Annotated in this window: 30 protein-coding genes; 8 read left to right on the top strand and 22 right to left on the bottom strand. The window is 36.4% G+C overall.

The genetic code is table 11. From position 1 onward, the window contains the following. The 12 genes from OLM53_RS11590 to OLM53_RS11535 form a co-directional block, all read right to left on the bottom strand. A complete protein-coding gene (locus OLM53_RS11590) occupies positions 1-966 on the bottom strand; it encodes a late control protein (protein ID WP_264520394.1) in 966 nt (321 codons plus the stop codon). After that, the gene (locus OLM53_RS11585; protein ID WP_264520393.1) at positions 966-1,568 is read right to left on the bottom strand and encodes a DUF6046 domain-containing protein; all 603 of its coding nucleotides are present in this window, start codon (positions 1,566-1,568) and stop codon (positions 966-968) included. Before OLM53_RS11585 ends, OLM53_RS11590 begins: the two co-directional genes overlap by 1 nt. Further along, complete coding sequence (locus OLM53_RS11580) at positions 1,568-3,382, bottom strand: hypothetical protein (protein ID WP_264520392.1); 1,815 nt, start codon at positions 3,380-3,382, stop codon at positions 1,568-1,570. Before OLM53_RS11580 ends, OLM53_RS11585 begins: the two co-directional genes overlap by 1 nt. Before the next feature lie 224 nt (positions 3,383-3,606). After that, positions 3,607-4,161 (bottom strand): hypothetical protein, encoded by a 555-nt coding sequence (locus tag OLM53_RS11575; RefSeq protein ID WP_264520391.1) that lies wholly within the window; start codon positions 4,159-4,161, stop codon positions 3,607-3,609. Between the two features lie 87 nt (positions 4,162-4,248). Next, positions 4,249-4,635, bottom strand: a complete 387-nt coding sequence (locus tag OLM53_RS11570) for a hypothetical protein (RefSeq protein ID WP_264520390.1) — start codon at positions 4,633-4,635, stop codon at positions 4,249-4,251. Position 4,636: 1 nt separating this feature from the next. Beyond that, entirely contained in the window at positions 4,637-5,053 is a 417-nt protein-coding gene (locus OLM53_RS11565; RefSeq protein ID WP_264520389.1) for a hypothetical protein, read from the bottom strand. Then, on the bottom strand, positions 5,054-6,229 hold the full coding sequence (locus OLM53_RS11560) for a DUF2586 family protein (protein ID WP_264520388.1): 1,176 nt from the start codon (positions 6,227-6,229) through the stop codon (positions 5,054-5,056). It abuts the gene before it with no gap. After that, positions 6,226-6,681, bottom strand: coding sequence for a hypothetical protein (locus OLM53_RS11555; RefSeq protein ID WP_264520387.1), 456 nt, complete (start codon positions 6,679-6,681; stop codon positions 6,226-6,228). The genes OLM53_RS11560 and OLM53_RS11555 overlap by 4 nt, the downstream gene beginning before the upstream one ends. Before the next feature lie 50 nt (positions 6,682-6,731). Further along, positions 6,732-7,205: a lysozyme gene (locus tag OLM53_RS11550; RefSeq protein WP_264520386.1), complete on the bottom strand. Its 474-nt coding sequence runs from the start codon at positions 7,203-7,205 to the stop codon at positions 6,732-6,734. A gap of 113 nt (positions 7,206-7,318) precedes the next feature. Beyond that, entirely contained in the window at positions 7,319-7,690 is a 372-nt protein-coding gene (locus tag OLM53_RS11545) for a hypothetical protein (protein ID WP_264520385.1), read from the bottom strand. Between the two features lies 1 nt (position 7,691). Continuing rightward, positions 7,692-8,534, bottom strand: coding sequence for a hypothetical protein (locus OLM53_RS11540; protein WP_264520384.1), 843 nt, complete (start codon positions 8,532-8,534; stop codon positions 7,692-7,694). A 27-nt stretch (positions 8,535-8,561) separates the two neighbouring features. Continuing rightward, complete coding sequence (locus OLM53_RS11535) at positions 8,562-9,545, bottom strand: hypothetical protein (protein ID WP_264520383.1); 984 nt, start codon at positions 9,543-9,545, stop codon at positions 8,562-8,564. A gap of 193 nt (positions 9,546-9,738) precedes the next feature. Between OLM53_RS11535 and OLM53_RS11530 the strand changes: the two genes are divergently transcribed. The 8 genes from OLM53_RS11530 to OLM53_RS11495 all read left to right on the top strand — a co-directional run bounded on the left by OLM53_RS11530 (position 9,739) and on the right by OLM53_RS11495 (position 15,982). Then, the gene (locus OLM53_RS11530) at positions 9,739-10,023 is read left to right on the top strand and encodes an oxidase (RefSeq protein WP_264520382.1); all 285 of its coding nucleotides are present in this window, start codon (positions 9,739-9,741) and stop codon (positions 10,021-10,023) included. Next, positions 10,010-10,534 (top strand): hypothetical protein, encoded by a 525-nt coding sequence (locus tag OLM53_RS11525; RefSeq protein ID WP_264520381.1) that lies wholly within the window; start codon positions 10,010-10,012, stop codon positions 10,532-10,534. Before OLM53_RS11530 ends, OLM53_RS11525 begins: the two co-directional genes overlap by 14 nt. Further along, positions 10,531-12,087: a hypothetical protein gene (locus OLM53_RS11520; RefSeq protein ID WP_264520380.1), complete on the top strand. Its 1,557-nt coding sequence runs from the start codon at positions 10,531-10,533 to the stop codon at positions 12,085-12,087. The genes OLM53_RS11525 and OLM53_RS11520 overlap by 4 nt, the downstream gene beginning before the upstream one ends. Further along, positions 12,084-12,554: a hypothetical protein gene (locus tag OLM53_RS11515; protein ID WP_264520379.1), complete on the top strand. Its 471-nt coding sequence runs from the start codon at positions 12,084-12,086 to the stop codon at positions 12,552-12,554. Before OLM53_RS11520 ends, OLM53_RS11515 begins: the two co-directional genes overlap by 4 nt. A gap of 5 nt (positions 12,555-12,559) precedes the next feature. Beyond that, positions 12,560-12,985 (top strand): DUF1320 domain-containing protein, encoded by a 426-nt coding sequence (locus OLM53_RS11510; protein WP_264520378.1) that lies wholly within the window; start codon positions 12,560-12,562, stop codon positions 12,983-12,985. Continuing rightward, complete coding sequence (locus OLM53_RS11505; RefSeq protein WP_264520377.1) at positions 12,985-13,479, top strand: phage morphogenesis protein; 495 nt, start codon at positions 12,985-12,987, stop codon at positions 13,477-13,479. The genes OLM53_RS11510 and OLM53_RS11505 overlap by 1 nt, the downstream gene beginning before the upstream one ends. Next, on the top strand, positions 13,479-14,714 hold the full coding sequence (locus OLM53_RS11500) for a DUF935 domain-containing protein (RefSeq protein WP_264520376.1): 1,236 nt from the start codon (positions 13,479-13,481) through the stop codon (positions 14,712-14,714). Before OLM53_RS11505 ends, OLM53_RS11500 begins: the two co-directional genes overlap by 1 nt. A gap of 152 nt (positions 14,715-14,866) precedes the next feature. After that, positions 14,867-15,982, top strand: a complete 1,116-nt coding sequence (locus OLM53_RS11495; protein WP_264520375.1) for a phage minor head protein — start codon at positions 14,867-14,869, stop codon at positions 15,980-15,982. 168 nt (positions 15,983-16,150) lie between these two features. Here OLM53_RS11495 and OLM53_RS11490 read toward each other — a convergent pair whose 3' ends face one another. From OLM53_RS11490 to OLM53_RS11445, 10 genes are all read right to left on the bottom strand, one after another. Further along, positions 16,151-16,336, bottom strand: coding sequence for a hypothetical protein (locus OLM53_RS11490; RefSeq protein ID WP_264520374.1), 186 nt, complete (start codon positions 16,334-16,336; stop codon positions 16,151-16,153). Between the two features lie 39 nt (positions 16,337-16,375). After that, on the bottom strand, positions 16,376-16,765 hold the full coding sequence (locus tag OLM53_RS11485; protein WP_264520373.1) for a hypothetical protein: 390 nt from the start codon (positions 16,763-16,765) through the stop codon (positions 16,376-16,378). 180 nt (positions 16,766-16,945) lie between these two features. After that, a complete protein-coding gene (locus OLM53_RS11480; RefSeq protein WP_264520372.1) occupies positions 16,946-17,368 on the bottom strand; it encodes a hypothetical protein in 423 nt (140 codons plus the stop codon). Between the two features lie 76 nt (positions 17,369-17,444). Then, positions 17,445-17,690: a hypothetical protein gene (locus OLM53_RS11475; protein ID WP_264520371.1), complete on the bottom strand. Its 246-nt coding sequence runs from the start codon at positions 17,688-17,690 to the stop codon at positions 17,445-17,447. Between the two features lie 122 nt (positions 17,691-17,812). Beyond that, positions 17,813-17,989: a hypothetical protein gene (locus OLM53_RS11470; RefSeq protein ID WP_264520370.1), complete on the bottom strand. Its 177-nt coding sequence runs from the start codon at positions 17,987-17,989 to the stop codon at positions 17,813-17,815. A gap of 11 nt (positions 17,990-18,000) precedes the next feature. Then, positions 18,001-18,366, bottom strand: a complete 366-nt coding sequence (locus OLM53_RS11465) for a hypothetical protein (RefSeq protein WP_264520369.1) — start codon at positions 18,364-18,366, stop codon at positions 18,001-18,003. Further along, positions 18,363-18,788 (bottom strand): hypothetical protein, encoded by a 426-nt coding sequence (locus OLM53_RS11460; RefSeq protein WP_264520368.1) that lies wholly within the window; start codon positions 18,786-18,788, stop codon positions 18,363-18,365. The genes OLM53_RS11465 and OLM53_RS11460 overlap by 4 nt, the downstream gene beginning before the upstream one ends. A gap of 11 nt (positions 18,789-18,799) precedes the next feature. Next, on the bottom strand, positions 18,800-19,231 hold the full coding sequence (locus OLM53_RS11455) for a hypothetical protein (RefSeq protein WP_264520367.1): 432 nt from the start codon (positions 19,229-19,231) through the stop codon (positions 18,800-18,802). Then, positions 19,228-19,533 (bottom strand): DUF4406 domain-containing protein, encoded by a 306-nt coding sequence (locus OLM53_RS11450; RefSeq protein WP_264520366.1) that lies wholly within the window; start codon positions 19,531-19,533, stop codon positions 19,228-19,230. Before OLM53_RS11450 ends, OLM53_RS11455 begins: the two co-directional genes overlap by 4 nt. Beyond that, a complete protein-coding gene (locus OLM53_RS11445) occupies positions 19,530-19,862 on the bottom strand; it encodes a hypothetical protein (protein ID WP_264520365.1) in 333 nt (110 codons plus the stop codon). Before OLM53_RS11445 ends, OLM53_RS11450 begins: the two co-directional genes overlap by 4 nt. Positions 19,863-19,914 lie beyond the last annotated feature (52 nt).

Raw genomic sequence — 19,914 nt, 5'->3', positions numbered from 1 at the left:
TTACAACTTATTACTTATAGTTACTTTTCTTCTTGCTCCACTCATTCCAAATGTGGTTACAACTTTTTTTATCAAATAGCTACCCTCACGGTTCGAGTGCTTTTTATCTCTGATTATAGCTTTCATTCCTCTGTTAGCAAACGGAATTAAGAAGGAAACTACATCACCGTCAAAGCCATCATATTTCAATTTCTCAAGCTCTACATTAGCCATTTCTTTGAGTTTTGCCTCATCTGAAACGACTGATGTATGAAAGGTTCTCAGCTCTCCATCAGAGTCTCCAAACTCATAGCTTTTCTTTTTGTTATCCTTACCGATGTAAGTATATTTTATTCTTATTTTACGGTCGTTTTTACTTCTAAACTCCAAGTTATTTTCAACTAAATTGTAATTTAGATCATAAACCACACTTTGCCCGATATTGTTCAATTGCTCAAGACCACAGTATAACTTTCCTTCATCATTAATGTAAGCAGAGAAAGGAAACTGTTTTTTTAAGTCCTCTAACACTTGAGCTCCATTTTTATCTATCATTGCCCATTGGTCAATGGCAACATCTGGAATGTTATTGGCAATTTCAACTGTCGTTCCACTTACTACCTCTTTTAAAATTGCTTTCAACGTTGTTGCCTTCAGCAGTTTTTTAATGTGGTTCCGGCGCAATAACCACATAGCATCCTCGCAATGAATTTCTAGTGGTATTTTAGGGGCAAACTTTTTGACATAGCCCACAAACTCAACCCCGGAATATTTATTCTTGTAGCCCAACGTTATTACAACTTTGTCCCCAACTTTGATAGCTTGCTCAGTAAATAAAAGATCGTTATTATTTCTAACCTTAAATCGTGTTGGCATTTTGACAACTGCCGTATCAGACATATCCTCAATGGACTTGGTAATCTCAACCTCATTAAAGGAATTGAAACTATAATTACCTATTGACACATTACCTTCTAATACAAACATTAGTTATTCAAAAAATTAGATTGCGTTATCTCCAGCTCGTTCAAATCTGCATAAAAGTCTTGATCACTTGTCGCAGTAAAAGAGTAAGCCTGTAATCCCTGTTGCCCCTGCATTTCATCAATATTCTTAGCTCTCAAAACTATTTTTCTAATTCCATAAAGCTCAAAAAATGGATTATCTACAATTTCTAATGCATCATCGATATCAAACATCTCATTCAAAATTCCAACTTGCGCACCAGGATACAACTCCGGGTTTTCAATATCAAAGCAAACACCCTTAATTGAAATTTGATAATTCTCTGTCGTTATATATTCAAGAACGGATCCTTTTCTTTTTTCTCCTACCGTTGGCGTTTCAACAATAGTCTTTACAAGACTTAATGAAACTAATGGCTCATTCGGAAAAGTGAATGTTTTACCATTGTAGCGGAGCTTAATATTCATAAAATACTTTTCTCCTAACAGCTGCGCAGCATTGATTGATTGTAAATCGGGTAGGTTATACTTCCGTTGGTTTTTTAACCACCAATCAGGGAAAGGAGCGCCTACATAATCAAATGCTATTCTTGCGATGGCTTTTTTAAAATCAAACTGTAACATTATGCGGTTTGAGTTTGGTTTACACTATTTACCGCTCGTAACAATACCTCCTGTATTTTATCGCCTAAGCCGTTCAAACCTTGCTCAGTATTACTTACATGAATTTCTGTTTTGTCTTGAAGCTTATTAATGTTCACAGTAATGTGAGTCATTTTTGAGCCTCCTCCTGTAATAGCGTCACCGGATCCAGTCCCTTTACCATTTGCTCCAGTTGTAGCTGCACCCTGAGGTTGTTGCGTTTTTAAGAAATCATCGTAAGCAGTTGTACTCATGTCCCTAGTTCCGCCAACTTTACTGAACTTATCTTTTAAGGCTTGAAAGTCTTTTGAAATGCCTTTTGTATCAACTTTAATCCCAACTTGACTAAATTCATTTTTAGCTTTTACAGCACTATCCGCCATTTTCTTATAGCCATCCGCAATAGATTTTTTACGGTTTTCGACTGAGGCGTTTATATCAGATATCATTTTTTGATTTTCCGAACTGTCTCCCATTCCAACAGCCTCCTTGAATTTATACCAACCTAATTTGATATAATCAATTCCCATCATTATTGCTTGTACTACAGTATTGAAATTGGCTTTTACATACTCCGTGTATGCCTGCCATAATAGTTTTGCACCATTAACAGTATGTTTCCAACTTTCGCCCCATCCTGAGGTATATTTAGAAACCATACCGAGAACCATGATTATTGCCATAATTCCCATTACAATCCAACCCAAAGGCGAAACCGCGAAATAGAGGTTAAGAAGACCCCAAGCAACAGCAACAGACATTATTACACCTTTGAAAGGCATTAACCAACCAATAATAACCTTAATACCAGTTGTAAGCCATCCCATACCAACTAGAACCCACGTCATGATATCTCCAAATCCCTTCAGTGCGGAACCTGTGTCGGTAAACCCAAAAACCGCTTTTATTAAAGTAAACAATGATGAAACTACAGGCTCAATCATAGAGTATAGAATAGTAAAATACTCAGAGACATAAGGTAAATAAGTGGTTAAAAAAGTTAATCCATTACTCAGGAAAGCAATAACTCCATTAGATATTCCAGAAGATTGACCACCGACATTCACTAAAAAATTATTCCACTGGTCTCCTAAGTTAGATATTTGACCGCCCAGAGTTTTAGAAACAACTTCCATTGATCCTGCAACACCTGCCATCTTTCCATATTCTTCTAATGCAGCTGTAATGGCATCTTTGTTATTAGCCACTTCTTTTGTAACGCCTTTAAATGAAAATGAGACCTTATCACCATGTTTTGAGGCATTGATACCAAACTCTTTTAACCTTTCAAATTGTGAGGTTTGTGCGTCTAATAATGCCTCTGTTAACTGGTCAAACCCTTTACCTTGTGAGCTTGCTAAATCTCCAAGCTTTGTCATTTCTGCGTAAGTTGGATTAACACCCCTATTAACTAATTTAACGAATGAGCCAGTTAAATCATTTAATTGATATGGAGTTTTAGCGGCAAAGTTGGTCAGCATATTTAGAGCCGCAGCTCCAACCTTATCACTTTGAAAAGTATTGGATAAAACCGCATTAAACTTTTCATATTCCGCCCGAGCATCAATGACTTTATTAGTAAATGACCAGATAGCTCCAACTGCAAAAACAGTGGCTATTACATTTTTAAGCTTACCCATAGAATTGCTTAAAGTTCCGGTGCTACCTTCAACCGTTTTTAAAGAGCCGTTTAGTCCATCTGCTTGACTTTTTGTAGCACCTACTGACTGAGCTACTTTTCGTAGCTCAGAGCTTGCATAATCTCGCATTTTAACAATGAATTCGTAGGCACTCATTTTTTATTGTTGTTCGGAAGCCTTTCGCTCCTCAGTTCTTATAAAGTGTAAATTTTGTACTTCTATTGCCCAATCCTGGTCGCTTAATTTTTGAGGTTTTCTGATGTGCATATAATAACTCAGATAAGCGTCTAATAATCTTATGTTGATTGATGGCTTACCGTTATCATCGTGTTGAACCCATCCATAAGACGAGGCATCATTTGGATTAATGGCTGCCTCACTTAGAGCTTTTCCAACCAGGCTACCTTTTTATTTTGTAAATCTTCAATTGCTTTGTAAAGTGGGAATCTTACTTCCGCGTTATTACGGTCTTTAAAAATCTCGTCTTGCTCAAGTACAACCATTTCGAATAGTTTTTCTTGAGTTACAAATGGTTTGCCTGAAGGGTTTTTTCTTTCTGCCATTTTCAAATCATCACGAGTGATCATTCTAACAATGCATTTATGCTCTCCAATTACTATTTGAGTGTTATTGGTTCCTTCAACAGGGATAAGCTCTGCGTCTTCATATCTGAAAAAGTCAATAAGGGTTTTTCGTGCCGGGTTGAAATATTCAAACTCCGTTTTTACTTCCGCATCTCCACCGATGAACAACGAGTTTAGCATTTCTTCGCCAAAAGCAATGTCGCCTCCTTTGTTCATAGCGGTAAAGGCACGTTTATAATCTTGCATATTAGGCTCACGCAAGTAAGCTACTTTGTCATCTACAGGAAGTTTATAAACTCCGCCGTATTGTTCTTTCCAATCTTGGATTTGTTTGTCTTTAATGGTTGCCATAAGTTTGTTTTTGTTTGTAATTTGTTGTTTTAAAAAAAGCCATCCACGACAATGAATGGCTTTTCTATATTGAATTGACCTTAATTTTTAACAGTTATTCCTGGACAAATTGACTTCCAGTTTTTGCAAATTCTTTTCGTGATCTATTACGTAATTAGAATGCAACTTTTCAGTGTAAGGTATCTGTATAAACTTAGTATCAAAGCTTTGCCACCCGACGTCAAAAATGACCGCAAAAGAGTTGATAGCTTCATAACTTTTTACAAATACGATTGGGTTATCAAAACCCGGTGTAATTACTGCTACATCATAGTCAGCAACTGAAAAGGTAAGTACATTTACAACCGTTGCAGTTACTGGATGGTAACTTTCAATTGTTGCTTTTTGTTTCGTATCCGGCATCTTTGTACTTGCGAACGCCGTGCTTGCAATCATCCCGAAGGCAAGCAAAATGATACATCTAATTGACTTCATTTTATTGTTGTGGTTTCACTTTGGTAAACATAAACGGAAGCTCAACGAGCATGTTTGTGTCACCATGTTTCATCCCTTTTTTATACTCTGTAATTTCGCATCCTACAAGGATATCAGTTACACTTGTACCCCCATCCTCAGGAACAAAAGCCCATACTAAGTCAAAGTTCAAAGCTAAAATGTCTTTGTTAGGAGCTGACTCAATCATTGCCTCTAGTTCACTTTGCCAAATGGTAATTTTACCCTCGTAACTTTTTTTACCTCTAAGGATCCCGTGTGGGTCATTACCTCGACCCTCTTGCGGTTTTTTTTCTTGTTTTACAGAGTATTCAACATCTGTAATTCCTTCAAAAATTCTACCACCAGTTGCAACAGAAATATCATTCCATGCATATTGTTTACTTGAAAATGTGCTCATCTATTCTAAGTTTAATGTAAATCCAATATTTACAGTTATAAAGTCACTATAACCAACCGGTAACAAACGCAATTCAACATTAATGTTATCCGTTTGTAAAACAGCTTGATTTGCGTCAATTTTAGCTTTGGCACCTGATAACTCTTTAGTTTGAACCATTAACTGATCCAAATTGTTTTCGATGTTATGTTGCCAAGTTTTAATGATTGCTGGGTGGATGGTTCCATTAGCGGCAGCTAAAACCTCGTCGGAAAGTTCATCGACTAAAACCCCATAAGTGATTAATACAGCTTTATCCATTACTAAACCACGAGCTAACGATTTGAAATCATTATCAGGTTTAGTCAAAGTTCTATCGCTTGTGAAATAGTAGCCGCTTCTGTTAGCAAAGCTTCTAAGGAAAATGTAACCTTTATTGTCTATTGCGTTCCAAGCCGTGTCTAAGGTTTCTACTTTCTCACCGTTAGTAAAATAAGCAGCCGTTGGTTCAACAGCTCCATTTTTAACTCGACTAATTTTTCTTTGTACAGGATCTGAGGCTAATCTTCCTAAAAGCATTCCAATTGATCCCTCTTTTGAACCATCATTGTTAGCTAAAAGAATGGCAACTTTCTCATTTTCTGTTGTAGTGTAGTCTTTTAAATCGGCTACATTACCGTTAAACTTATTACCAGAGATAATAATTCTAACTGGGTAATATCTACTTGAGTAATCTGAGGCTAAAGCTTGAGCTTTAATTACTGCTAAATCAACATCAGCGTCAACACCATTAGAAATGGTTTCTGTAGTACCTGATTTTTTAATGATTCCTAAAACTCTTACTTTACCTTGAGAATCTGCTAGTAATTTTTGGGCAAAAGGGTTTTCAATGTCAGCCATATCCTCCATTGTAGTGGCAGCAGTAACAACCATAAACCAAAGCTCAGCGCCTTTTTTCGCTTTTTCATAAAACGCGGCTATATGTTTGTAGGCAAATGCATTTGTTCCGGTTTCCTCAATTCCTAAGTTTACAGCTTCTTGAAGTGAGAAAATTTGGTAAGATGTTCCGGCAGTAACCTTATTTGCTCCGCTAACAGTTGCTCCAGTAATTACCAATCCTGGTATCTTCTGAATATCTGCGATTGAAAGCTCCAAGCCATTGCTTGAAATGTTGATATTGATAGTTGGTAAACTCATAATACTTTAAAAGTTTTAAGTAAAAAGCAGACTACGAAACCTACAATAAAAGCCCCTAACAAATCCATAAAGGTGTATCCGGTAACTTTTGTTTCTTCAGTATTTGAATCTGATATTTTACTATTGTTAGAGGTTTGTTTTTGTAACGCACTTTTGATTTTTGCTACTATTGCTAAACTATCGCAGGAGCCTGTTACATAAATTGTATCGTGTTTGATTTTAAATTTTACCGTCGCATTACCATTTTTTTGAGTGAAATAAACCGGCTTTTTATTGCCGTTTAAATCCGGTTTCAAATCCAATTGATTGATTGGAATTTTAACGGTTGTTTCTGCTTTAGGAGTAAAAAGAGTAGTGTCCTTGTAGGTCACAGCTTTATCGATTACTAGCGATGATGCAGTATCAACTTTTTGAATTTCCTGCCGTTGTTTAGAACTACGACAGGAAGTCAAAAAACAGCAACTAACCAAACAAAATAATAATGTGAGTGAGTGTCTTAGTTTCATAATGAGAAGTATAATTCTTTTTCTCTATTTCTTCTTTTAGTCAATCCGTTAGATGGAACTCCTTTTGATTTATTCCACTTCAAAAACTCGTCTCCGATGGTTTTGTCGTTTGGATTTTTATTTACTTTCTTGAGCAATGTACTGTCGCCTAATCCCTCTGGGATATCATCAGCATCAATATCAGAACCAAGATTGTAAGCAAAGTCAACCAAAGCATTAAACTGATTTTGATTTATCGGAACCTTCACCAAGCTTGTTACATCTTTAGCGAACATATCCGCTATAAACTTGTTAATCTCGATTGCGTATTCCTTTGTAATCGGTTTGTCTTTTAGAGTAACCTTTCTACCGTTTGGGTAGAACGTATTTCCGTAACCAATGGTCGGAACTCCCGCACTACACAAGTAAGGTGTTAGGCTCAAACCCTCAAAACCCTGAATCAGTAAATAACCGTTGTTGTCTAATTTCATAACTTTAAAAGTTATAGCCGGGCTTTGCGCATACTTGATGTTCACGCCATTTCTTTGCTATTGCGGTGGTCGTCTTTAGACGGTGGCGGTGCAATGCCAGGCTATATGGTTTATTACTCTTTTTCTGCTTGAGTTAGCTTGTAAGCCTCCAATGCAGAGATTAAAGTATCTTCTTTTAAATTTTCAGTCTCCAGTTTTAGGAACTTAACAAGGTCTTTTACGGCATTGTAATTCCCTTTTACTAAACCATTAGCCAAAAGTTCTTTTTGCTCCTCATTTAGCTCAACTGTGGTGTTTTCAGTATTACTTTCTACCTTATTAGGGTTACTGAAAGTTTTTACTTCTTTGCCCTCTTCAAGAGTTGCATTGTGCTGTGTTGCGAAGTATTTGTTTTCAAACAAAAATCCGTCTTCAGTACCGTGAATCTCTTTAGCTTTTGGATTAGCGGTGAAGTAATCCTTCACCGCTTTTTCTAAATCTTCCATACTAAGAAAGGATTGCTCCTAAGTATTTAGGCGTTGTTGCACGAATGTTACCAACAAGAGCTCTTTGAGCAAATGAGATTTCATCAGATTGTGAAGCCGCATTAGCAAGAGTCGCATACATATTCACATCACCGAAGCAACGGAACGTTTCGTCAGAACACCAGAAGAATGATGCCTGTAAATCTCCAGCAGCTTTAACTGAACCAAATGGTTTTTTAGCACCGGCAGATGTGTAGTAAGGATTTTTACTGTAATTCCAAACTTTAAATCCGTACAACATTCCAGACTCATTGATTTCCTTGAAAAGTTGTTTGTTTTCCTTACGGATTTTAGCTTTATCAGCTGGACTTAAACAAACATGTAGATTTTCAGTCATATCAAGAGCTTCATAAAATGCAGCCATATCAATTACAGCATCAACAAAAGAACCTCCTCCAAGAGTGATAATTTTGTTATAGGCATTATCGGCAGCAGGACACCAAGCATACGCTGCTCTTGCACCTAAGTTTTTCTGTAACACTTTTTGGTGTCTTGATGTTACAGAGGCTCTTTTGTTGTAAGCCAACTCAACTTCCTGTAGGTTTCTGTGGCGAGTTCTACTCGTTGAGTAAGTTCTCAAGATAACCTCGTTTGGAACGTCGGTAATTGTGGTGATTGGTAAATCAGTCTCACTTCCCACGAAGTAATCCTCATATACACTCGGTTCGATACCCGCCTCAGCAAGGTTCAATTTGTTGTTCTCTACATATTCCGACTTATCGGTAGATGCACTAACAAAACTTGTATTTGGTACCGGGTTTTCTTGAATCCCCGCAATCCATACTTCTTTTAATAATCCTGACATTTTATATTAGTTTTTAATTATCAATGATTAAACCTTAGCAATGTGTCTCACGCCGTTTTGATAGTCAGCGTAAAGCTTAGCATATTGCGTTGGGTTTTCGGCTTGCATTTTTTGAAGCTTCGCAACATCAAATTTTTGCAAGAAGTCGAAAGTTTCTTCAGTTCCTTGAGTACCTTTTGCAGCAGCTCCTAGAACAACCTCTTTTAGTGCATTATTTTTGTCTTGAGGATTAGCCTCTTTATGATTGCTAATCATTTTTGACAACAATGCTTTTTGTCCATCAAAATCGTTTTCAAACGCTTTGATTTGACCATCTTTCAAAGCTTCCGGGAATAACCCTAGTTTGATACACTCGTCAACTAAATCAGTTGCCGTAGTACCTCTTAAGGCTTTTAAATCTGCCGTTAGCTTTACAACCGATCCTTCAGCTGTATCTTTAGCAACTTTTAACTCATTGTGTTTAGCTAAAATTGCTGCCTCATCTGCATCAGCCGGTAAACCGTATGCAAGAGCAATTACTTTTAAATTTGACATATCTTCAGTTTTATTTGTACTCAGTTTTTGAAGTTTCATACTATCTCCATTTCGAGAAAGCTTTAAGGCATCATCATTACCGCCTATATCTACAATAGATATTTCAATAAGTTTACACTTAGTGACAGTTTCAAATATCTGTCCTGGCATTATATCCTCTGGTGCATTTGAACACGCAAGAACATCAGCATACATAGAAGCCATACGAATGAATCCTCGCTCTACCTTACCTGCAATTTTTGCGGCGAACTCGTCTTTCTCATCGAATTCAACATCAACCAATAATTGCTTGTTTTCTACCCATAATTTGACAGCTCGTCCAATTACTTCCGATCCTTTGTTTTCATCATCAAAGCGGTCATGCATATAAAGCACAACTGGGTTTCTTAAATACTGTTTAGTATCAATACCATCAGTCAAAATACGGTAGCCGTATTCGTTTACATTTTCGGTATTAACTATAAAAGTGTGGTTCATTAGCAAAAAGGATTTGATTTCAATATAAATCGTGTATTTGTTTTCTTTAGAGATGACAAAATTGAGTGAATGCCAAACCAAAAAAAAACAAGTCGTCAGAGGTTGTAACTAATTGATACAAGTGTTGTAATGATTTTATACAAAGCCCGTTAGTAAAATTTAAAACACAAATACGAAAGTCGAATTTTGCTTTATGAAAGATATACTAACAGACGAGGATGGCGACTTACTAATCCGCGGTGGCGACATTGTTATTGGCGATTCTGATAACCAACACCAGGAGGATATTATATTGGCAAGTAAAGGCGAGTATAAAGAAACGCCTGAGATTGGTGTGGGCATAATTCAAATGCTTTCTGACGATGATCCAATGAGTGTATTGATTGAAATTAAAAAGAACCTCCAGTACGATGGAATGCAAATTAGGAACGTCAAATATGAGGATAACGGAAAAATTACAATAGATGGCAACTACTAAGAAAGTTAAGCAAATCATTACGGCTGACAATTACGATCTAAGCAAACCAGGACGTATGAGTAATTCAGATCGTGACAAAAAGCAAAAGGATTCTCTTGGCTTATTTGTACGCGGTTATTCGCTGCAATCCATTTCAGAAATGGAAAACATAAAGGTTGGAGTTCCTACGCTTTCACGTTGGGCAAAAGACCATAATTGGGAGGAGCAAAAGCAACTGCAAAATATATCTCCGGCAGAGATTAAAGCAATGATTTTAAAAAACGTTGCAGCGATTAAACAGGGAAAAGAAATGCCTTATAAACCTGATGATATATCTAAGTTGGCGGCAGCATGGGAGCGTATGGATGACAATAAGAAAAAAGCAGTTTACACTATGGAAGCATTTGACCAGTTTATCGATTGGTTTATGGATAAGTGTGCTAAATCTAAAGCTAAAAACCGTGAAAAAGATTTGGACCTGTTGAAAGTAGTTAGATCCGTTCAGGATGAATACATCAAAACCCTACTATGACGACAACTGAATACAAAGCGGCGATTGAAAGGTATAATCAAAAATCTAAAATCATTAAGGAGCTTACTTATGATTCTCTAGTTAAGGAAACATCTGAGGAGCAAGAGGAAAGAATTGCATTTTTGTTGAAACCCGAAAATTATACTAAGTTCTTTGACTACTATTTTGGGGTTGGAGTTTCTCATTCATTGGCTGATGCTCCGTGTGCAGACTTCCACCAAACGTCGTATGAAAAGGTCTTTGAAGACCCTTTTATTGTTCAAATGAGAAAGTGGTACCGTGGTTCTGCAAAGTCAATACATACTAACGTTGGTAATGTTTGCCACTTAAAAGAAAATGACGAGCTCTTCTTTGGATTATTAGTTGGTAGAAACAATGATTTTGCTAAAATACTTTTATCTGATTTACAAACACATTTGCAGTATAACGAAAGGTATATAAAGGATTTTGGAATGCAAATGAGTTATGGGAATTGGGCAGACGGTGAGTTTGATACCAAAGACGGTAGGAAGTTTATGGGGCTTGGAATAAATCAACCCTTTAGAGGATTGAGAACTGGTGCACATAGGATTGACTTCGCGTCTATTGATGATTGCGAGGACAGAAAACAAGCCAAAAATGAAATTCTAATTAATGAATATGGAGAAAAAATTAGCGGAGATTTAGCTAAAGCTTTTCACCTTAGAAGAGGTCGAATGGTAGTCCCTAACAACTATATAGTAAAAAACGGATTACTTGACCACATTAAAGAAAGTTTTAAAAACTCCCGCCATTTTGATGAAATGGTAGTTAATATTTCAGACGAAAACGGCAATCCTACTTGGCATCAACGATTGACCAAAAAGGATGTAAAAAATATCAATGCAAAAACTGACTACTATACTTCGCAACGTGAGGACTACAATAACCCAATTGAAAAAGGAAAGTTATTTAAAGCCGAGTGGTTAAAATATGAAGCTATTCCAGAGGGAATGATATTCGATGGAGCTATTGCACATTGGGATTTATCATATACTAGAAATGGGGATTTTAAAGCTTGTGCAATTCTAGGGTTGAAAAATGGTAAAATCTATTTATTAGATGTTTTTTGTCGTCAATGTGATTTGCCTGAAGCAATGGAGTGGCATTTTGCAAAGTTGAGAGAATACAATAAAAAAGGGCTTTCAATACTTGCCTTTTATGATGCATCAGTAGCTCAAGCCGCTGTATTCTTACCTTCTTGGCTTGCCGCAGCTGAGCGTGAAAAATATGCCTCAGTTCCGCTGCCAAATCATACGTCAACAGATAAGCATTTAAGAATAGAAGCAACTTTGACCGATGTATTATTTAACAAATTAATGGTAATTAATAAAGCTTTAAAAGATACTCACGACTGGGACAAAGCATCAGAGCAATTACTATCGTTTGAAAAAGGAACCAAGGCGCATGATGACTTTCCAGATACATTGGAAAATGCAGTTAGACTGGGTAGAACTTACTTTGGATATTCAGTAAATCAAGAGAACAACTCAAAACCTCATATCGGTAAAAAGAAAACAACACGCAGAGTATGACACCAAGAAAAGAGCTATTTACTAAGATTAAAGAGGCATTAACTATGATTCCCGAATTAGAGTTAATTGATTTACAGCGAAAGCAATTTAAAAAACCCGCTGCCAATTATCCACAATATTTCACATGTGCGCTTATTGAAATTGGAGTTATTAAATGGGAGTCAATGGTGGAGCAAAAGCAAGAGGGCTTATGCGATATCGAAATCATGCTTTACTGTAAAGATGGTTGGATGGAACAACACCAAAAAACTAGCGACCCGGAAGGCGGTTTGATTGAAATTGATTTGATTGATATTATAGTAGAACAGCTTCAGGGTTTACAAGGTGATTACTTTAAACCATTAAGGCAAACAGCTGATGAACCAGGCGACGATTTAGAAGAAATCATGAGCTACAAAATTAAGTTTAGTACAACACTATACAGAAGGTTGGAGTACAAGTACACAAAGAAAAAATTAATCAATTAGGAATTATGTTTTTAGAAAAATCAGAACTTAAAACGGTATCAACTACCGAAATAATCAACTTGATAACTAATGGTGATGAGTCTATCATTACCACCATAATATCCGAATGCATTGATGTGATGTCAGGATATTTATTTCAATACTTTGATACTGCCGCCATTTTTGAAGCAACAGGAGACGAGAGGAATTTAACCATTTTGAAGCACCTCAAGGCTTTAGTAATTCACGGTATATACAAACGCCGTAGTAAGACTATGAATGAGTCTGTAAAGGATGATTACGACGAGGCAATGACTTGGCTAGAGAAAGTATCTGAAGGCAAAATTAAACCGCCATTACCTATCAGGATGGTAGACAACGGCAACGGTGGAACTGAAGCCGCTACCTTTTTAAAATTAGGCGGTAGAAAAAACTATGAAAATAGAATTTAATGGCAACGTTGGACGACTTAGAGAAAATGCTTTTACTAGCCGCCGAACAAATACCGGAAAAGGCATTGACCATTATTGAAGTTGAGGGAAAGAACTTCATACAAAAGAATTTTCAAGACCAGGGCTTTACTGATTCTGTATTAGATGAATGGGAAGAGCGTAAAACAACAGATAAAAAAGGGCGAGATATTACCACCTACAGAACCAACAGGCGTGGTAAAAAAGGATCCTTAAATAAATACGGCTCAGACATTAAAGACCGAGCCATTTTAGTTGGAAAAGGTACCGGAGGAAATAAGTTAAAAAACTCTATTAAAAGCCGCGTAAACAGATCCACAAAAGAGGTTAGATATTATACTGATAAAGAGTATGCAGCTCGACATAATGAGGGTCTTGATGGAATGCCAGAGCGAAGATTTATGGGCAAATCAAAATACTTGGACGGTAAGATATCTGATAAATTAAAAAGAGAACTAGATAAAATATTCAAATAATGGAAAAAGGCAAGTCAACTGTTAATATTGCGGGAAACCAAATCAATAAAAAGGTTAGTCTATCGGCTAATGATGCTAAAGACATCAACAAAATAACTAACTTAATGGTTGACGTTATCCGTCGACAACGTCGTTTATGGCGTAAAGAGATTACTGATTGGACTGCGGCTCGTTATGCTAAGTATAATGCGGAAATACCTCGTAATTATCCGATGCAGGAGCTTTATGATGATATTAGTCTTGATGGACATTTAACCGGTATTACGGAAAACCGTACTCTTAGAACTACCAATAAGAATTACGTTTTTGAGGTTGATGGTACCACCGATGATAATTTAACCGAATTCATAAAAGATAAGGAGTGGTTTGAAACGGTTAAAGAGGAGGCACACAAATCAACATACGTTGGTGAAAATGTAATTTGGGTAAAAGAGTTTGAACCGGGAAACATAAAACAAGTTGACATCATTCCTAGATTTTTGTTAGTTCCTGAAAAGAAAGTGATTCTTTATGATATTAATGCCTTAACCGGAATAGATTATTCTATCATTGATGACATTCTATGGCCAGCACGTTTTTATAGTGTTGTGGGGCTTTTAGAAAAGGCTGCCGTTTATACCATTCTAAAACGTCACTCTTGGGGTTCTTGGGATGAATTCGAGGAGTTGTTTGGTATTCCTATCAGGATTGCCAAAATTGCTTCTCAAAGCGAAACTGTTAAAAATGAGGTTGCGGATTGGCTTGAGGAAATGGGCTCAGCTCCGTATGGTGTTTTCCCAATTGGTACCGAAGTTGAAATTAAAGAAAATAGTAAAACGGATAGTTTTAATGTCTTCTTTCAAAAAATACAAGCTTTAGATAAAGAGCTTTCTAAATTGGTATTGCATCAAACAATGACCACCGAGAACGGAGCCAGTAAAGCTCAAGGAAACGTTCACGAAAATACTTTGGATGAGTTGATCCTATCCGATGAGAAAAAAATGTTAGCCTATTTGAATAATAGAGTAGTACCCGGTATGCGTAAGCTTGGTTATGCCATTCCGGACAATGCTAAAATTGCGGTAGAAAAAACAAAAGACCAGGAGAAGCAAATCAAAATAGATGGTGTTTTAATGACCAACGGCTATATCTTAAAACAACACTATTTAGAGTCAACGTATGGCGTAGAAATTGAGGCAATGCCAACTCCACAAACTGCCGGTGGAAAAGGCAATACTGACCCAAAAAAGCCTTAAGCCTGCTTAGGCTTCATTATCGTACCCATTGCTGTCATGATGACCATAAAAGCATAAAACTAAGCAAAGAGGACGGTCTAAGCAGGCTTATTGAAAACTACCTTCGGGACTTATTCAATACTAATTCTATCACAAAGGAAAACCGCAAAAAAATGTGGTCGTATTACTATTCAAATTTAGCTGATGCCATTGATACTGGATATAGTCCTAAGATTGAAATGTATGACCCACAACTGGCAATGTCACTTAAATACAATGTTGGCGAGTTCTCAGCATTTAAAGAAACAAGCTTCCGCAAGCAGCTCGAAAGTGCACTGACTGAAAACGGTAAAACTTTATCCTGGTCTCAATTCAAAGAAAAGACTAAAGAGCTTACGGCAGAGTACAACCAAAGATGGCTAAGAACTGAATTCGACCAAACAGTTGCTACGGCAAATATGGCAGAAAAATGGGAGGGATTTGTACGAGAAAAAGACTTATATCCAAACCTTAAATATGTTACAGCTGGCGATGCCAGAGTGCGTGAAAAACATAAAGCATGGGACGGTTTAATTTTGCCGATTGGACATCAATTTTGGAAAGACCATTATCCTCCAAACGATTGGGGCTGTCGTTGTAATGTTATAAATGTTGATGATAATCCAATGGTTGAAATTCCTAATGTGGAAGGTAAAACAGGGTTTAATAATAATGCCGCAATCACCGGTAAAATATTTAAGGATATACCATACGCTGACGGTTTGAACGTTAACGAAAAGAATGAGGCGAGAGATTATGCCAGAAAGCAAATGGAAGAGCTGTCGTTTGATAAAATGATACTCAAGAAATATCCTAACGGAGGTAGCATTGAAAGCTCTAGTTTAGTAGATAAAAAAGCTCCTGATTATACTGCTGTCTTAAACTGTTGCGCTCAATTTGCTAAGCTTGGTAAAACTGCCCAAATAATGCCAACCATTGCTGTTGACTCTCCATTGTATAAAGAGTTCTTTGCCGAGCTTATTGGGACACCTTATGAAGGTAAATGCCCGGACTTTGCCGTAGATGGAATATTTTATGAACTGGAGGGATTTGATAAGCTTGGAACAAGAACGCTTCAAAGAATGTTTAAACGTGGTTTAAAACAATCGAGTAGAATTGTTTTGACTGATGATGGATCAACAACCAATTACATTTTAAAGGTTATCAACTACAGGGTTAAAGTTGAAAAACAAGTTATTGACGAGGTGTGGATTTTGAGAAAGGATGGTAAGTTAGAGCAAATATATTAAAGACGAAAGCCTCCCAAAGGAGGCTACGTTATCAACCTGTTCCGTAGAACTGGCTCTGCAAATATAGTAATAAATCAATAAAACCGCTAAATAGCGGTTTTATTTTTTAAATAGCTGAAGAGGATAGCTTCATTTACCCTTCTACTCCTGAAGGGCACTATTTTATTTTTAGTTCTCTTTATAAATACCCTCGCTTTTAATAATAGCCTCTGCGGTTCTTGAAGCTATAAAGAATTTATCGGCAACATCATCAATGATGGCATCAATACGCCACTTAGGTTGCTCACGAACCAATTTATTAAATTCGTTGCGGACAGCTTGATTTCTCTTTTTGAAACGTTCCTTTTGGCTCATAGAGCAAAATTAGAAAATTATTCGTAATAAAAAAACCCGCTAATCTTGGCGGGTTTCTGTTATTGCTACTACGCTTGTTTTAATGTCGTAGGTTCCAAATGTAACACTGGTAACCTTAGCTCCAAATGAATTCTTTCCAGTGTATCTGATAACCAATTTAACGAGGTTTCCAGTATCTTTCTTATCATAAGTTCGATCTAGTAATTCAAAGCTCGAGGGATCCTTCATTTGCTTTTTAACAAGCTCCTTTAACTCTGTAAGTGCAAGGTCGATTTTCTTTTCCCGATCTGAAGCAAGGCTGTCCTGTTTTTCTTTTTGGATTTGTTCCGGTGTTTTGGTTTCCTCCGAGTTCTTGAATGAGCATCGAATAACTAATACCATAGCAAGTATAGTGGCTATAGTAAATACTTTAAAGATTTTTGTTTTCATTTTGTTGTTAGTATTTAATTAATCAAAAGTAGTAATTTTTGTTAAACGCATTCGTATCCACAATAATAGCATTTGTAAACATTGAATACATAGATAGATATTTTAATTTTTCTATCGTATTGACAGATTCCATATATACAATTTGGACAGTGAAAAAATAATGATTCAGTTTTAAACATATTAGTATCTTTTATCAGTCCAATGGATTAATTTTCTCTCTAACCAATTATCAGGTGTAGCTTTAATAAGTGGATAGAAGTAATCGAAAAAATCTTGCCAAGTATCGAAGCCATCATTTTGAGCAAATTCTATTAACTCATTTCCAAATAACTGTCTTACGCCAACTGATATTTCAATAATATCACAATAGGCATAGCTCATGTAAACTGATTGCGTGGAAGTACATGGTATTTTAGGAGCAAATCTAAACATGCTTGGTTGTCGACAATTGATGAAAAAATCAATCATTACTCCTCTTTTCCATCTATCATTTTTATCCTCTCTTAGAGTATGAATTTTTGCGTGCTTTTCTGCGAAAGCATCCATCGAAAACCCTCGAGGTGCAAAGTTAGCATCAAAGCCATTGTCCCATAGATTATTCATTATTAAACCAGAATGTATCCTCTCAACAAAATAGCTTGGCTTTCTGTTTATCTGAGTGCTAAATGGAAGTATCATTTTACGCTATTTTAAGGTTAGTTTTTATTTTTCTGTAGTCCAAGCCACCTTTTAGATAATGTTCTAAAATTGACGGACTATTTCGCTTTTCTAGGACTTCTTTTAGTGTTGGTCTGAACCATTCATACGTTGGAGTCATGTGTGGAGCAATATCTTTATAAAAAGATGATTTGTCGGTATTGTTACATGCCGGGCAAGGAATAAACATTGGCGTGGTGCCTTCTGAATTATCAATTGTTTTTGTCATGTGTCCTAAGTCACAATTATAGACATTTACCCGGTTTGGATTCTCGAGCTTGAAAGCCTCATCCGTTTTATGTTTCTTTAAAAGGTTGCCGTAAAGTTTCTCGACGTGAGCTGCTGTTTTTTTCATTTTCTTTTTTTCTTTTTAGGAGTTAGGTGAGTCATTTTGTTTCTAGTTTTCTGCCATTTCATTTTACCGCGCTGCATTGCTCTATCAAATGAATTGTCTTTTCGTTGTTGTTCGTTTGGATGATTTAAAACATCATCTAATTGCTCTAGGATTTTTTTATCAAATTCTTGCATGTTATATAGGTTTAATTGGCTCTAGTGCCCTGTTTTAAGTATAAGTCGTTGCGTCTAGTATAGCCCTCTTGAGTTTGGGCATCGAATATTAGTTTTACTCTGCTAATTTTTTCTAAGCTCAGAGCAAATACATTGGGGTAAGCGTAGAAGCTGAAAATAACGGAGTCATTGTGCAGGACATAATCAACGTAGGAAACGAAAACAGTATTGTCGTTTGACGTCCAAGTTATTTTATCGGTAGTGATTGATATCGTATCATTATTGGCTGCATTAGTCCAGGTTCCAACAAACATTGTTGGTATTGTAGCATTACCCTGTGTTTGAGCATTGCCAAATGACAACGATAGTATAAGGCTTAATAAAATTACTGTTTTCATACGACTACCTCATTTATGCATTCCTTCCAAAAGGCTTCTATTTCTGAAGCTGAATAGCCTAGCTCTATTAAATCTCTATTGATATTTTTAATTTTCCTTTTACAATTTTCAATAGTATAAGTTTCAACACTAAAGCTCCCATTAATTTCAAGCTCAAAGTTTTCAAATAATGCTCTGTAACTTGGGTCAAATTTTAGATCTGATCTGTGTTGATGTATGTAATGATTTATTGAGGCGTGGTCTTTATTAAAAATTGAAGCAATTGATTGTAATGTCATGCCTCTTTTTGTTCGTAAATAATAAGATATAGCCATTCTGCCATAAACGTTAGCTCTTTTTCTATTGCTACTCATTACATCACATTGAAATGATTTATTAGCCATTTCAATAAGGAATTCTGGAGAGTAAATTGGTTGTTTCATATTTGCTGTTTTTATTCGTCCCACCAACGCTGATTAATGAAAACCTCTGCGTAAGGAAACTTTTGATTGTCTTTTGTTTTTAGTCTTATGAATTCGGGGATTTTTAGTAGTATCTTAATTCGGTCAGGCTCTTTAAGTTTGTCCCAACGCTCACGTGCAATCTTCTTTTTAGATAATGGATTGGATGGATACATATTCCAAAAGCATTCAAAGCTTAAGTCAGGTTCGCCCACTTCAACGGTAGTGTTTCTGTAGAGTTTACTCCACTCTTTAATCTGATTTTCTTTCCATGGGAATTTACCTTGTCGGTAGAGGAAATCTTCTTGTTTTGACGACAGGTCACCTTCCATTACGTGAAAGAAAACTAAAACGCCGTTTAAATTGTATTTAAACTGCCATATATCGCCTGATTGCATCTTAACGGTATAAGTTCTTGTTATCATTGTAAATCGTTTAAATCTGAATAGATATCGAGGTTTAATGCGAAAGCTGCCTCGAGTTCGATTTGAGCGCCTTTGCTATTTACTGAGCATGGCAGCATAAAAATCCCTTGAGCGGTTCCTAGGGCGTTCAAACAAGTTACCATCGCCGCATCCCAACTTTCGTAAATATTATTCACGAGCTTTATTGGGTTAATTACTTCAAAGCCTTTAGCTCTGATTTGTACCTCTGCCGCTTCAAATTTGGCGGCGCACTCTTCCGGGTCTTCTCCGGTAACTTTACCGGCGATGTAAATTGTTCTCATGCTAGTTGTTGGTTTAGTTGGTCAATTACGCTTTGTATTTTTTGACGGATATAAGTTTCCTCTACGCTTTTAATTTCTTGAATGAGCAATAATTCTAACATATCGGCTTCGTGATGTTTGAAGGAAATAGTTATTTTTTTTCTCGAATTAAACAGATCCGTTTTTAGCTTAATATTGGTGAACTTCTTTTCCAATTTGCTCAAAACATCATGCGAAATTGAAAGAGTTGATTTCTGCCTCCTAGTAATAGCCTTTGTATTATAAAGGGGCTGCAACGTTGAAGTTATTATTGTAATATTTTCAAATGATATTTTTAAATCGATGTTCATCTTAGCACTCTGTTTTAGGTTTGGTTAATACTTTATTACAATCGGCGCAAAC

The sequence above is a fragment of the Flavobacterium sp. N1994 genome, from assembly GCF_025947145.1.
Lineage (GTDB): Bacteria > Bacteroidota > Bacteroidia > Flavobacteriales > Flavobacteriaceae > Flavobacterium.
Note: the sequence above shows the minus strand (reverse complement) of the source record. Positions and strands in the feature narration are given on the sequence as shown.